This is a genomic window from Rhodoplanes tepidamans, from assembly GCF_030813915.1.
GTDB classification, from domain to species: domain Bacteria; phylum Pseudomonadota; class Alphaproteobacteria; order Rhizobiales; family Xanthobacteraceae; genus Rhodoplanes; species Rhodoplanes tepidamans.
Genome location: NZ_JAUSUJ010000014.1, coordinates 178,269 through 190,799, shown reverse-complemented (window position 1 = coordinate 190,799; position 12,531 = coordinate 178,269). Strand labels below are relative to the sequence as shown.

At 72.6% G+C, this 12,531-nt stretch carries 13 protein-coding genes; 7 read left to right on the top strand and 6 right to left on the bottom strand.

Features of this window, described 5'->3' with window-relative positions; all coding sequences use genetic code 11:
- A partial coding sequence (locus J2S22_RS17870) for a 4-carboxy-4-hydroxy-2-oxoadipate aldolase/oxaloacetate decarboxylase (RefSeq protein WP_307155855.1) occupies nt 1-609 on the top strand: 609 nt, incomplete at its 5' end.
- Between the two features lie 42 nt (nt 610-651).
- Nucleotides 652-1,437: an SDR family oxidoreductase gene (locus J2S22_RS17865; protein ID WP_272778583.1), complete on the top strand. Its 786-nt coding sequence runs from the start codon at nt 652-654 to the stop codon at nt 1,435-1,437.
- A 202-nt stretch (nt 1,438-1,639) separates the two neighbouring features.
- Here J2S22_RS17865 and J2S22_RS17860 read toward each other — a convergent pair whose 3' ends face one another.
- Entirely contained in the window at nt 1,640-2,794 is a 1,155-nt protein-coding gene (locus tag J2S22_RS17860) for an OmpA family protein (RefSeq protein WP_272778584.1), read from the bottom strand.
- Between the two features lie 750 nt (nt 2,795-3,544).
- Between J2S22_RS17860 and J2S22_RS17855 the strand changes: the two genes are divergently transcribed.
- Nucleotides 3,545-3,859, top strand: a complete 315-nt coding sequence (locus J2S22_RS17855; protein WP_272778585.1) for a hypothetical protein — start codon at nt 3,545-3,547, stop codon at nt 3,857-3,859.
- 188 nt (nt 3,860-4,047) lie between these two features.
- Here J2S22_RS17855 and J2S22_RS17850 read toward each other — a convergent pair whose 3' ends face one another.
- The 4 genes from J2S22_RS17850 to J2S22_RS17835 all read right to left on the bottom strand — a co-directional run bounded on the left by J2S22_RS17850 (nt 4,048) and on the right by J2S22_RS17835 (nt 8,796).
- Nucleotides 4,048-5,340, bottom strand: a complete 1,293-nt coding sequence (locus tag J2S22_RS17850) for a DUF3422 family protein (RefSeq protein ID WP_272778586.1) — start codon at nt 5,338-5,340, stop codon at nt 4,048-4,050.
- Between the two features lie 184 nt (nt 5,341-5,524).
- A complete protein-coding gene (locus J2S22_RS17845) occupies nt 5,525-6,808 on the bottom strand; it encodes a TRAP transporter large permease (RefSeq protein ID WP_272778587.1) in 1,284 nt (427 codons plus the stop codon).
- A 235-nt stretch (nt 6,809-7,043) separates the two neighbouring features.
- On the bottom strand, nt 7,044-7,577 hold the full coding sequence (locus J2S22_RS17840; RefSeq protein WP_272776017.1) for a TRAP transporter small permease: 534 nt from the start codon (nt 7,575-7,577) through the stop codon (nt 7,044-7,046).
- A gap of 184 nt (nt 7,578-7,761) precedes the next feature.
- Entirely contained in the window at nt 7,762-8,796 is a 1,035-nt protein-coding gene (locus J2S22_RS17835; RefSeq protein WP_272776016.1) for a DctP family TRAP transporter solute-binding subunit, read from the bottom strand.
- A 116-nt stretch (nt 8,797-8,912) separates the two neighbouring features.
- Between J2S22_RS17835 and J2S22_RS17830 the strand changes: the two genes are divergently transcribed.
- From J2S22_RS17830 to J2S22_RS17820, 3 genes are read left to right on the top strand one after another with little or no spacing between them, the layout of a single operon-like run.
- Nucleotides 8,913-9,320 carry a hypothetical protein gene (locus J2S22_RS17830; RefSeq protein ID WP_272776015.1) on the top strand — a complete coding sequence of 136 codons (408 nt, stop codon included), beginning with the start codon at nt 8,913-8,915 and terminating at the stop codon, nt 9,318-9,320.
- Nucleotides 9,281-9,577: a hypothetical protein gene (locus J2S22_RS17825; protein WP_272776014.1), complete on the top strand. Its 297-nt coding sequence runs from the start codon at nt 9,281-9,283 to the stop codon at nt 9,575-9,577. The genes J2S22_RS17830 and J2S22_RS17825 overlap by 40 nt, the downstream gene beginning before the upstream one ends.
- A 46-nt stretch (nt 9,578-9,623) precedes the next feature.
- Nucleotides 9,624-10,013 (top strand): hypothetical protein, encoded by a 390-nt coding sequence (locus tag J2S22_RS17820; RefSeq protein WP_272776013.1) that lies wholly within the window; start codon nt 9,624-9,626, stop codon nt 10,011-10,013.
- 42 nt (nt 10,014-10,055) lie between these two features.
- Here J2S22_RS17820 and J2S22_RS17815 read toward each other — a convergent pair whose 3' ends face one another.
- Nucleotides 10,056-11,153 carry a lysylphosphatidylglycerol synthase transmembrane domain-containing protein gene (locus J2S22_RS17815; protein ID WP_272776012.1) on the bottom strand — a complete coding sequence of 366 codons (1,098 nt, stop codon included), beginning with the start codon at nt 11,151-11,153 and terminating at the stop codon, nt 10,056-10,058.
- A 294-nt stretch (nt 11,154-11,447) separates the two neighbouring features.
- Between J2S22_RS17815 and J2S22_RS17810 the strand changes: the two genes are divergently transcribed.
- Nucleotides 11,448-12,512, top strand: a complete 1,065-nt coding sequence (locus J2S22_RS17810; protein ID WP_272776010.1) for a glycosyltransferase family 4 protein — start codon at nt 11,448-11,450, stop codon at nt 12,510-12,512.
- The last annotated feature ends 19 nt before the right edge of the window (nt 12,513-12,531 follow it).

Sequence of the window (12,531 nt, the reverse complement as noted above, 5' to 3'; positions counted from 1 at the left end):
CACGAGGCGCAGGGCCGCCTCGGCCTGATGAAGCCCTACATGCGGCCGATCTTCCCGGGCGCCCAGGTCGCCGGCTCGGCCGTCACGGTGCTGGCCCAACCGGGCGACAACTGGATGATCCATGTCGCCATCGAGCAGCTCCGCAAGGGCGACGTGCTGGTGGTCGGCGTCACGGCCGACAACACCGACGGCATGTTCGGCGACCTCCTCGCCACCTCGCTGAAGGCGCGCGGCGGCGTCTGCCTCGTCATCGACGCCGGCGTGCGCGACGTGAAGACCCTCACCGAGATGAACTTCCCGGTGTGGTCGCGGGCCGTCTCGGCGAAGGGCACCGTCAAGGCGACGCTCGGCTCGGTCAACGTGCCGGTGGTCTGCGCCGGCGCGCTGGTCGATCCGGGCGACGTGATCGTCGCCGACGACGACGGCGTCGTGGTGGTGCCGCGCCGGGATGCCGACGCGGTCGCCGCGGCGGCCGCCAAGCGCGTCGCCAACGAGGAGGACAAGCGCAAGCGCCTCGCCGCCGGCGAGCTCGGCCTCGACATGTACAAGATGCGCGAGCCGCTCCTGAAGGCCGGCTTCCGCTGGGTGGACAGCCTCGACGAGGTGTGAGACGGAGTCGGTCCCGGCCATCTTCAACAAGAAGGGAACGACATGGATCTCGGTCTCGCGGGAAAGACCGCGCTGGTGCTCGGTGCCGGCGGCGGTCTCGGCGGCGCCATCGCGACGGCGCTCGCCCAGGAGGGCGCGCGCGTCGCCATCGGCGACATCGACGGCGACGCGTTGAAGAGGACGGCGGCGGCGATCGAGCAGGCGGGCGGCAGTGCGCTGCCGCTCGTCTGGGATCTCGCCGATCTCGCCTCCATCGAGACCCACGTTGCGGCCATCGAAACGGCGTTCGGTCCTGTGGACGTGCTGGTCAACAACACCGGCGGCCCGCCCCCGACCCCGGCGAGCGGCCAGGATCCGGCGGCCTGGTCGAAGTTCTTCCAGTCCATGGTGCTGTCCGTGATCGCGCTCACCGACCGCGTCCTGCCGCAGATGCGGGCGCGGAAGTTCGGCCGCATCATCACCTCGACCTCGTCGGGCGTGGTCGCGCCGATCCCCAATCTCGGCATGTCGAACGCGCTGCGGCTGACGCTTGTCGGCTGGTCGAAGACGCTCGCCCGCGAGGTGGGGCGCGACGGCGTCACCGTCAACATCGTGCTGCCCGGCCGCATCGCGACGCCGCGCATCCGCTTCCTCGACGAGCAGAAGGCGAAGCGCGAGAGCCGTTCCGTCGAGGAGGTCTCGGCGGAGAGCACGGCCTCGATCCCGGTCGGGCGCTACGGCGACCCGAAGGAGTACGGCGACGTGGTCGCGTTCCTGGCCTCGACGCGGGCGTCCTATCTCACCGGCTCGGTGATCCGGGTCGACGGCGGATTCATCCCGAGCATCTGAGCCGGGTCCGGCCGGGCGGCCGGGCCACGGCGCGGTCGCCCACGAGTTCGAACCGCGCCCGTCTTCCCTGCCGAGAGGCAGCCGAGCCGGCGCGAAGCAGGCGGGTGAGAGGTTCCGAGCCGATACCTCTCACCCGCCTGACTCTCTCACCCGCCCCGGCGTCTCGGTCGCGGGCGGATCCGTCGCGGTCGGACGTTCGCCGTCACTGCGGCGGCTGCGCCTGGGCCTGACCGGTGAGCAGCGGCGTGATGCGGCGGACGGCGACGCGGCGGTTCTCGCGCAGCGGACCGTCGGTCGGCACCTTCATGTACTGCTCGCCGTAGCCCTGGGTGGTCAGGTTCTCGGCCGGCACGCCGAACTGCTGGGTGAGCACCATCGCGACCGCCTCGGCGCGGCGATCCGAGAGCGACAGGTTGTCGACCTCGTTGCCCACCGCGTCGGTGTGGCCCTCGATCAGGAACACCTCCTGCGGATTGGCCTGGATGGCGCGGTTGAGGCCGTCGGCGATGCCGGCGAGCTTCTGGATCTGCACCGGGTCGAGCTCCCACGATCCCGACTCGAACGTCACCGTGTCGAGATCGACTCGCGGCATGCGATCGCGCAGCGGTGCGTTGTAGCGCACCTCGTCGAGCGTGTAGGGCCGCTCGATCGCCATCACGGGCGGCGCCGTCAGGGTGTCGTACAGCAGTGCCGGGTCGGCCCGCTCGGTCTCGACGATGTAGCGCTCGCGCGGGATGCGCACCTCCGGCGGCGGCAGGTTGAGCATGACCGCGCCGATCCCGAGACCGACCGCCGCACCGACGGCCAGGCCCGTGCCGAAGCCGGGGCCGCGCGGTCCGGGCGGCGGACCGCCCGGGCCCCAGTGGCGTCGGTTGTCGATCAGGACGTACTCGCGGCCGTCCGGCATGATCCGGGTCCGCCGCACCAGATAGCCGTTGTCGTCCGTGACCGTGACGACCCGGTAGCCGCCGGGCCGGACCACCACGGCGACGTTCTCGTTGCCGCGCCGCTCCATGCGCACGTCCTGGGCGCCGTAGCGGAAGCGGTCCATCTCGTTGTGCCGGATGATCGTCCGGTTGCCCTCGCGGATGATCGTCCGGTCAGGCTCGCGGATGATCGTGGTGCCGCCCTCGCGGATCTCGCGGCGCTCGCCGCGCAGGTCGTCCATCCGGCGCAGCGGCTGGCCCTGCGCCGACTGCGGCACGAAGCCGGCGCCGGGCGGGGCGGGCGGGATCGGCCGGGCCATCTGCGGGGTGGGAGCCGGCAGGCCGGCCGGGGTCAGCGGTGCGCCCTGGGTCGACGGCACCACGGCCGGACCGGGCGTGCCCTGGGCCGACGGCGGCGGTGCCGGCGGCATGCCGGGCGCGGAAGGACGCGGGCCGGGCGGAGTTCCGGGCTGCGTTCCCTGCGCCGCCGGCGGGGGGCCGGGCGGCTGGCCGGGACGGCCCGGGCCGCCGGGGGCGCCTGGCGACGGACCGGCGACGCCCGGGGCTCCGGGCTGGGTTCCCTGGGCGGCCGGCGGCGGCACCGGCGGCAGGCCCGGGCGGGGCAGGGTTCCGGGCGGCGGCGCCGTGGTGGCGCTCGGCGGAGTCCCCGGCTGGCCGCCCTGGGCGGCCGGCGGCGGAGCAGGCGGGGTGCCCGGGCGTCCCGGCGCGCCGGGCGGAGTCTGCGCGGTCGGCGGCACCGGTCGGCCGACGGGCGGCTGGCCTTGAGCCGCCGGCGGCGTGACCGGACGGCCCACGGGGGGCTGGCCGTGGGCGGCCGGTGGCACCGGCCGGCCGGCAGGGGGCTGGCCCTGGGCAGCGGGTGGCACCGGTCGGCCAGCCGGCGGCTGGCCCTGCGCGGACGGCGGCACCGGCCGGCCCGGTCGGCCGGGCGGCTCGCTCTGGGCGGATGGCGGCGGTGCCTGGCGGCCGGCGGGCGGCGGTGCCTGCACGGTCGGCGGAGTGGGACGGCCCGGCGCCTGCACGCTGGGCGGGGTCGGCCGCCCGGGCGGGGGCGGCGCCTGCACGGCCGCCGGGGGCTGGCGGCCGGGCGGCGGCTGGGTCTGGGCGCCGGGCGGCGGACCCTGGCGCTGCGGGGCCTGGGCGGCGGGAGGCGTCGGCCGTTGCTGCGGCGCCTGCGCGGCCGGCGGGGCCTGGCGCTGCTGCGGCGCCTGGGCGGGCGGCTGGGCCGGCCGCTGCTGCGGTGCGCCGGGGCCCGGGCGCTGCGGCGGCTGGCCGGGGGCTGGACGCTGGCCGGGGCGTTGCTCCTCGGTCGCCGGCGCCTGCGCCACCACCAGGGGGGCGGCGAGCGCCTCGACGCCCGCGAGACCGGACAGGACGGTGCCCGCCAGGAGCAACCGCTGGAGCTTGTGCATGCGTATCCTCGTTTGTTGTGGAAGGCGGCGTGGTCCGAATCGTCGCGGTTCGGTGTCGGATGAAAGCGCGTCGGGATCGCGCTGCGGGCGGCGCGGCAGCGGCGCGGCGTGCGCGCACGGGATCGTACCGTCACGATAAGCAGGAGGTTGACGGGATTGGGGCGCCGGGGTGTCGGGCGTGTGCCCGCCTCACCCGGCCGAGCGTGGCCGTCGGGCCGCGTCCAGACGCAGGCGGCCGCGCCGCCGGCGCGTCAGGGCTCGCCGTGGGCGACGCGCTTGCGGAAGCCGCGCAGGCCCAGCCACACCGCGCCGGCGACCACCGGGATCGAGGCGCCCATCGCGATCTCCGGGCTGACCGGGATGCCGGCCGAGGCGACGCCCTTGGCGAGATAGCCGATGAGGCCGACGACGTAATAGGTGACGGCCGCGACCGACAGGCCCTCGACGGTCGACTGGAGCTGGAGCTGGAGCTTGGCGCGCCGGTTCATCGAGCCGAGCACGGCGCGGTTCTGGCGCTCGCGGGTGATGTCGACCCGGGTCGAGAGGAGCTGGGTCACGCGGGCGACGCGGGCCGACAGCGACGCCTGACGCTCGGAGACCGCCTTGCAGGTGTTGATGGCCGGCACCAGCCGGCGGTCCATGAACTCGCGCAGCGTCTGGATGCCCTGGATGCGCTCCTCGCGCAGCTCGGCGATCCGCCGCTGCACCAGGTCGTGATAGGCGGTCGCGGCGCCGAAGCGGAACAGGTTGGCGGCCTCGCGGCTCTCGATCTCGGCCTCGAGCCGGGTCAGCCGCTCCAGCAGCACCGGCTCGTCCGCCTCGCCGGCGGCGACCAGGGCGTCGGTGATCTCGGCGAGCTCCTTCTCGCGGTCGCCGAGGAACGGGGCGAGCTCGCGGGCGATCGGCAGCGCCAGCAGCGCCATCATCCGGTAGGTTTCGATCTCCAGCAGGCGCTGCACGAGACGGCCGGCCTGCAGCGGCGTGAGATGCCGGTCCTGGACGATGAAGCGACCGAAGCCGTCGGCATGGATCCGCAGGTCGGTGAAGGCGACCGCGGCGCGGTCCGACACCGGGCCGCCGACCAGCGCATTGCCGCGGAACAGCGTCGCCGACACGGTCTCGGGATCGGCCGGGGCGTTGTCGGCCTTCACCACGGCGGCGTGCGCCGCGACGATGATCTGGCCGGGTCGCGCCGCCACCCAGCTCGCCGGCGCGAGCCCGATGGCCGGCTCGGCGAACGGGTCGTCCCCGGTGCCGAGACCGGGAGCGATGAAGGTGTAGCGGGCGAACTCGCCATGCCGCTCCCACACCAGGCGGAAATCCCCGAGCTGCCCGCTGTAATGGTTCGACCCCGGGAACGGCGCGGTCGCGCCGAAGCGGCGGGCGAGGTCGCAGACCCCCTGCCACTCGAGCTCGCGGTGCTCCCACGGCGACACCAGCGCCAGATAGGAGACGCGGCTCGGCGTGGTCAGCGCCTCGGGCGGACGCGCATGAACCTCGTCGCTCAGGGCGAAGCGCTGGGCGTGGTCGGGCGGGAGCGTCATGTCGTTGTTCAGCACGTAACCCGTTTCGTCGAGAACCTCGCCGGACGCGGCTGCGGAGTCCGAGCCGGCAACTGCACGGCGGCATCATACTGCAGATTCATGAATGCTGCACTGCAGCACAATGGCGTAGATCACCGGAAACGACCGACTTTGTTACCGTGCAGGCCCCGGGCGCGCAATTTCCTCAATATCCGAGCGCGCGCGGCAGCCACAGCGCCAGCTCGGGAAACACGATCAGCAGCACCAGCACGCCGAACATGGCGGCGATCAGCGGGCCGACCCAGCGCAGCGTCGCCTCCATGGGCACGCCGGCGATCCGGCACGAGACCATGAGGTTGACGGCCATCGGCGGGGTGAACTGGCCGATGGCGATCTTGAGCGTCAGCAGCACGCCGAACCACACCGGATCCCAGCCGAACTTCGCCGCGATCGGCATCAGCAGCGGCAGCAGGATCAGGAAGGTCGAGACGCCGTCCAGGAACATGCCGATGACGATCAGCATGACGATCAGCATGGCGAGGATGACGTACTCGCTGCCGCCGGTGGCGACGATGGCGGTGGCGGCGCGGTCGAAGACGCCGAGCGTCGAGCCGGCATAGCCGAAGATCGCGGCCAGCGCGACGACCACCAGGATCACGCCGGAGATCTCGGCCGCCTCGACGAACATCTCGTAGAGGTCGCGCAGGGTGAGGGTGCGATAGACCACGAAGCCGACGAACAGGCCGTAGACGACCGCCATCACGGCCGCCTCGGTGGGCGTGAACCAGCCGGCCCGCATGCCGCCGAGGATCAGCACCGGCGCCATCAGGCCCCAGCTCGCCTCCATCAGCGAGCGCCAGAACGGCGGGCGCGGCAGATCCTTCTCGGCGAGGCCGAAGCCGTGGGTCTTCGACATCCAGAAGATCGGCCCCATCAGGGCGAGGCCGGCGAGGATGCCGGGGATCATGCCGGCGGCGAACAGCGCCGGCACCGAGGCCTGCGGCACCAGCACCGAGTAGATGATGAGCGCGATCGACGGCGGGATGAGGATGTCGGTCGCCGCGGCGGCGCCGATCACGCTCGCCGAGAAGGCGCGCGGATAGCCGGCGCGCGACAAGGCCCCGATCATGGCGCCGCCGACCGCGGCGGCGTTGGCCGGTCCCGAGCCCGAGATGCCGCCGAGGAACATGCTCACCATCACGGTGACGGCGGCGAGCGCCCCGGGCCGCCGGCCGACCAGCACGGTGGCGAAGTTCACGAGCCGCAGCGCGACGCCGGAGCGGTCGAAGATGGCGCCGACCAGCACGAACATGGGCACCGCGAGGAGCGGGTACTTGGCAATGCCGGTGTAGGCCTGGGTCGGCACGCTCATCACGCCGAGATCGCCGAGCCAGATGGCGAGCGTGCCGGCGAGCCCGAGCGCCACGGCCACCGGCGTGCCGAGCACGAACAGGACGAGAAACCCGAGAAACAGGGCGGCGGTGGTCATGGCCGTGGTGACTGGACTGTCAGGAGGGCAGTGCGGTGCTGCGAGGCACGGCCGTTTCTTCCCTCTCCCCTCGCGGGAGAGGGGGCCCTCGCGAAGCGAGGGCGGGTGAGGGGGCGCGCCACCAGCCCGGAGCGAGAGGACAGCCCCCTCACCCGTCTCGCCGCTTCGCGGCGAGCCACCCTCTCCCGCGAGGGGAGAGGGTCGCGCCGTCCCGTGTCGCTGTTCCGCATGGTCATCACAGCGGCTCGACGACGTCGTGCGGCGGACGCCGCTTCGCCCGCAGCACCCGGATCAGGTGGCCGATCGCGCGGGCGATCACCGCGAGCGACAGCAGCGGCAACGCGAGCGTGTAGACCCATTGCGGCTCGCCGAGGCCCGGCGACGTCACCTCGAAGCGGTACTCGTCCCAGACGAGGCGGGCGCCGAGCCACACCAGGAGCCCGAACATCGCCATGGTGGCGAGGCTCGCGATCACCTCGGCGATCCTCTCGCCGGAGCGCGGCAGCAGGCTGGTGAAGAACACGATGCGGATCTGCCGGTCCGCCGCCGTGGCGATCCCGGCGCCGAGCAGCGTCACCACCACCATCAGGGCGATCGAGAACTCCTCGGTGAAGGCGAAGGAGTAGTTGGTGAGATAGCGGGCGATCACGTTGCCGAGCGTGATCAGGCACAGCGCCGCCATGGCGGCGGCGGCCAGCACCTTCTCGATGGCGAGCGGCACCCGCACGGGCGGGTCCTTCGGGGCGATCGGATCGGGTTCGGCGGACATGGACGAAAGCTGCACGCGGCGAGAGGCGAGGTGGGCCGGGGGCCAAGCCCCGATCTCCGCTCATTCCCGCGAAAGCGGGAATCCAGATGCCTCGGTTCCGGGCCCCTGGGTCCCCGCCTTCGCGGGGACGAGCGGATTCAGCAGGTCCCGGATGCGGCGTCGCATCCAGGACCTTCGGCGATCGTCACTTCCGCGCCGCCACCGCCTTTTCGGCGGCGTCGACGAGCGGGGCGCCGATGCGGGCCTTCCACTTGTCGTAGACGGTGCGGGTGGCGTCCTGGAATGCCTTCTGCTCGGCCGGCGTCAGGCGGATCACCGTGACGCCGAGCGCCTCGATCGCCTTGAGGGTCGCCGGATCCGTCTCGGTGATGCCGGTGCGGGCCAAGTGCTTGCTGTAGGTGCCGGCCTCGAGCGCGGTCTCGCGCAGGAGCTTCTGGTCCTCGGCCGAGAACGTGTCCCACACCGGCTTCGACACCGCGAAGATCAGCGGGTCGGCGACATAGCCCCACAGGGTCAGGTGCTTCTGGCCCACCGTGTTCAGCTTGGCCGCGACATAGACGGCGAGCGGGTTCTCCTGGCCGTCGACCGCGCCGGTCGACAGGGCCGGCTGGGCATCGGCCCAGCTCATCTGGGTCGGGTTGGCGCCGAGCGCCGTGAAGGTCTCGTTGAACAAAGGCGAGCCGACGACGCGGATCTTCAGGCCCTTGAGGTCGGCCGGGGTGCGCACGTCGCGCTTGGAGTTGGACAGCTCGCGGAACCCGTTCTCGCCCCAGGCGAGCGGCACCACGTCCTTGGAGCCGATGATGTCGAACAGTTGCCTGCCGGCGTCCCCGCCCGTGATCGCATCGATGGCCGCATGGTCGGGCATCAGGAACGGCAGGGCGAACAGGTTGAGCTGCGGCACCTGGGGCGACCAGTTGATGGTCGAGCCCACGGCCATGTCGATGACGCCCTGGCGCATCGCCGTGAATTCCTTGGTCTGGTCGCCGCCGACCAGCTGGGCGCCCGGATAGACCTTCATGTTGATGCGGCCCTGCGAGCGCTCCCTGACGAGATCCGCCCAGCGCTGGGCCGACACGCCCCACGGGAACGGGGCGCCGAGCACCGTCGAGACCTTGTATTCGGGCTTGTAGGTCTGGGCGGCGGTGGGCTGCGGCAGCATCGCGGCGGAGGCGATCGCCGCGCCGAGAGCGAGCGCAGCGAACAGGCGCTTGGTCATGAAATGTCTCCTGCTGGTTCGGCGGTGGGGTTTTCGTCCGTCGCGGGCGGGTCGTCCAGTCATTTTCTTGCAGGGCCGGCGTGCCGGTGCAATTTTTTCGCGCCCGCGAAGGTGGCATGTTGCACCGATCGGGAGGGGCCGGGGCGGTGGTGGAGCGGGACCCATATTTCGTCGCGACGACCCCGTTCCCCGGGGCTCCGACCGTGGTGTGCTGGCGGGAGACCTGGGAGCGAAAGCTCGGGCCGGCCGGCCGGACCGGCCCCGGCACCGAGAGCCTGGTCGTCCGGACGCTCGCAGATCCGACGGCCGTCGTTGCCGGCACCTCGAACCCCGGCTACGTTGCCTTCGTGAACAGCCGCGAGGCGTCGCCGGGGAGCGGTGCGCCTTTCGTGGTGTTCGTGGATCCCCTCGGCGTGCCGTGGCCGGCCGTCGCCAGCATCGGCTACCGGCGGGATTTCAGAGACCTGACGAGGCACGTGCTGCTATGGCCGTTCCCGACCTCCGGTCCCGGCTCGCCGACCTGAGAGCCGAGTACGACGCGCGTGTGGACGTCTTGCACCTGATGCGGGGCGCGGCGCCGGTTGCGCTCGAAAGCGACGGAGGCCCGCGCGGGATCGAGCTCGTCTTCTCGGCGTCTGGCGCGCCGTTCGGCGTGACCGTGATCGGCTACCGACGCAACGGTTGGGACCGGACGGCGCCGGAGCTCGCCGACATCGTCGCCAGCCACCTGGAGGTTCCGGCGGAGGCTGCGCTGCGGACAATCGCGGCAGCGATGGCGTGACGGAAGCGGGACGCGCCCGCGGCGGCGCGGTGGGGGAGACGGGGCCATGGCGGCGACCGACCGGAAGGACAACGACCGGACCGACACCGACCGGAACAGCAACGACCAGGCCACCGGCGACCCGAAAATCTACTCGGTCATCGTCAAGTTCAAGGACGACGGCTCGCTCGCCCAGTGCGCGGCGGTGCGGCACGACGGCAAGCTGTGGCTGGTGCCGGAGTGGATCGACGATCCCGCCGCGCCTTTGATGCGGCCGGAGCGCATGGTGTGCATCGAGGGGCTGCCGCTGAAGGACGGCGGCACGCTGGGCGCGCGACAATTCGACTGGATCCTGCGGCCCGAGATCCCGAAGGCGGTGCTCACCGGTCCGCTGCCGCCGCCCGACTGGCCGCTGCCGGTGGTGGCGCGGCCGGATCTTCCGTTCCCGCGGTCGTAGGGCGCAAGTCGCAAGAGTTCGTTGCCCTGCGGCCCGGCGGCTCTACGGCGCCTCCATCTCCTTGCGCCGGCGGATGCTCAGCACCACCTCGCGGATGCCCATGATGGTGAGCGAGCAGGCGAACGGCACGACGAAATACATCAGCCGGAAGATCAGCAGGCCGGCGATCAGCTCCTCCTTGTCGAAGAAGGGCAGGCCGACCAACATGGCGGCGTCGAACACGCCGATCGAGCCGGGCGCATGGCTGGCGAAGCCGAGCAGGGTGGCGGCGATGAAGATGCCGGCCAGCGTGAAGAAGTGGATGTGCGGCTCGCCCGGCACCAGCATGAACATGGCGAGCGAGCAGAAGGTCAGGTCCGTGATGCCGATGCAGATCTGCAGGAGCGTCGAGCGGCCGCCGGGCAGCCGCACGTTCAGCTTCTTGACGCCGATGGTGCGCGGTCTCGCCCACACCCAGGCGACCCAGCTGGCGAGGCCGACGAGCAGGGCGACGCCGATCAGCCGGTTGACGGCCGGGGCGAGCTGGTCGACCGCGCTGACCGCACCGGGATCGTAGATCATCGCCAGCCCGAGCACGGCGAGATTGCCGAGCCAGAAGGTCAGCCCGGTGATGAAGCAGATCTTGGCGACGTCGACCAGGCCGAGCCCGTAGGCCGAATAGATCCGCCAGCGGATCGCCCCGGCCGAGAAGGCGGTGGCGCCGATGTTGTGGCCGATCGTGTAGCTGGTGAAGCTCACCATGCCGGCGACCCGGTAGGGGACGTGGCGGATGCCGAGGGTTCGCAGGGCGAACCAGTCGTAGAGGGTGAGGGTCGCGTAGGCCATGGCGACGCACAGGCCGGCCTTGACCAGGTTCTCGGGGGGGATGTCCTTCAGCCCGGCCCGGATCTTGTCGAGCTCGATGTCGCTCAGGACATTGTAGAGCACCACCATCGACACGCCGATGATGGTGCAGGCGAGGGCCGCACCGACCCAGTTCCAGCGAACCCCGGCGAGGAGCGCCCGCACCCGGACGAGCCAGGCGGGACCGCGCGCCGTCGGTTCGGACGCCTCCGCCGACGCAGCCGGCGGGTCGTCGCCGTCGGGCGCCTCCACGGGCGCGCGGGGCTCGGGTCGGGGCTTCAGCAAGGTCTTCGACACACGCGTCTCTCGGGCCGGCGGGCCGGGGCGCCCGGGACGCGACGCGGCGCCCGGCGGGTCCGGGTGTTTCACAGCCGTGCGACAGAGACACGACAGGGAGGCAGCCCCGTAGCACGGCCGCGGGCGCTCGTCACGGACCTCGGCGCCGCACCGAAGCCGCGGCAAGGCGGGCCCGGCGGCCCGGCCGGCCGTCACGGTCCCGTCAAGGGGGCGTCATAGACCTTGCAGCGAACAGGGGACGAGTCGGATGCGGCACCGTCGGGCGGACTGCGGGCGAAGGCGTCGGGGGCACCGATGCGCATCCTGATCGCGACCGACGCCTGGCACCCGCAGGTCAACGGCGTCGTCCGCACGCTGCGCTCGCTCGCCGCGGCGGTCGAATCGCTCGGCGCCTCGATCGCCTTCCTGACCCCCGAGGGCATGCGCACCGTGGCGCTGCCGAGCTATCCCTCGATCCGGCTGGCGGTGCCGCCGCCCGGCGCGGTGGCGCGGCGGATCGAGGCGATGGCGCCCGACGTCGTCCACATCGCGACCGAAGGGCCGATCGGCCATCTGGCGCGGCGCTACTGCCTGCGCACCGGCCGGCGCTTCACCACGAGCTTCCACACCCGGCTCGCCGACTACGCGGCGGCGCGCTGGCCGATCCCGGCCGACGTCACCTGGGGCTGGCTGCGCTGGTTCCACAATGCCGGCTCGGCCACCATGGCGGCGACCCCGTCGCTGGTCGACGAGCTGCAGGGGCGCGGTTTCCGCAAGGTGATGCGCTGGCCGCGGGGCGTCGACGTGTCGCTGTTCCGGCCGCGCCCGGGACGCGATCTCGGCCTGCCGCGGCCGGTGTTCCTCAGCGTCGGCCGGGTGGCGGTCGAGAAGAATCTCGAGGCGTTCCTGGCGCTCGACCTGCCCGGCAGCAAGGTGGTGGTCGGGGATGGCCCGGCCCTGCCGGCGCTCGCCGCCGCCCATCCCGAGGTGCGGTTTCTCGGCGAGCGGCACGGCGAAGCACTGGCCGAGGTCTATGCGGCCGCCGACGTGTTCGTGTTCCCGAGCCGCACCGACACGTTCGGGCTGGTGCTGCTGGAGGCGCTGGCGAGCGGCCTCCCGGTCGCCGGCCTGCCGGTCCCCGCCACCCGGGACGTGGTCGGCGACGCGCCGGTCGCGGTGCTCGACGACGATCTGCGCGCCGCCTGCCTCGCCGCCCTGGACATCCGGTCCGAGCCGTGCCGGGCCTATGCGATGACGCTCACCTGGGAAGAGAGCGCGCGCCGGTTCCTCGCCAACCTGCAGGGTGCGGGCGTATGGAGCCCGCCGCCTCCGGCACCGGGGCGCCGCGAGGAGCGTCGCTCGCATCTGGTTCGCGCCTGACGGTGCCCCGCGCGAGGGG

What these genes read in the sequence shown, in the direction of transcription:
- J2S22_RS17865 (WP_272778583.1), top strand. Translation starts at nt 652, where the DNA reads ATGGATCTCGGTCTCGCGGGAAAGACCGCGCTGGTGCTCGGTGCCGGC.
- J2S22_RS17860 (WP_272778584.1), bottom strand. Translation starts at nt 2,794, where the DNA reads ATGCCGCCGGCACCGCCGCCGTCGGCCCAGGGCACGCCCGGTCCGGCC.
- J2S22_RS17850 (WP_272778586.1), bottom strand. Translation starts at nt 5,340, where the DNA reads ATGACGCTCCCGCCCGACCACGCCCAGCGCTTCGCCCTGAGCGACGAG.
- J2S22_RS17845 (WP_272778587.1), bottom strand. Translation starts at nt 6,808, where the DNA reads ATGACCACCGCCGCCCTGTTTCTCGGGTTTCTCGTCCTGTTCGTGCTC.
- J2S22_RS17840 (WP_272776017.1), bottom strand. Translation starts at nt 7,577, where the DNA reads ATGTCCGCCGAACCCGATCCGATCGCCCCGAAGGACCCGCCCGTGCGG.
- J2S22_RS17835 (WP_272776016.1), bottom strand. Translation starts at nt 8,796, where the DNA reads ATGACCAAGCGCCTGTTCGCTGCGCTCGCTCTCGGCGCGGCGATCGCC.
- J2S22_RS17830 (WP_272776015.1), top strand. Translation starts at nt 8,913, where the DNA reads ATGTTGCACCGATCGGGAGGGGCCGGGGCGGTGGTGGAGCGGGACCCA.
- J2S22_RS17825 (WP_272776014.1), top strand. Translation starts at nt 9,281, where the DNA reads ATGGCCGTTCCCGACCTCCGGTCCCGGCTCGCCGACCTGAGAGCCGAG.
- J2S22_RS17820 (WP_272776013.1), top strand. Translation starts at nt 9,624, where the DNA reads ATGGCGGCGACCGACCGGAAGGACAACGACCGGACCGACACCGACCGG.
- J2S22_RS17810 (WP_272776010.1), top strand. Translation starts at nt 11,448, where the DNA reads ATGCGCATCCTGATCGCGACCGACGCCTGGCACCCGCAGGTCAACGGC.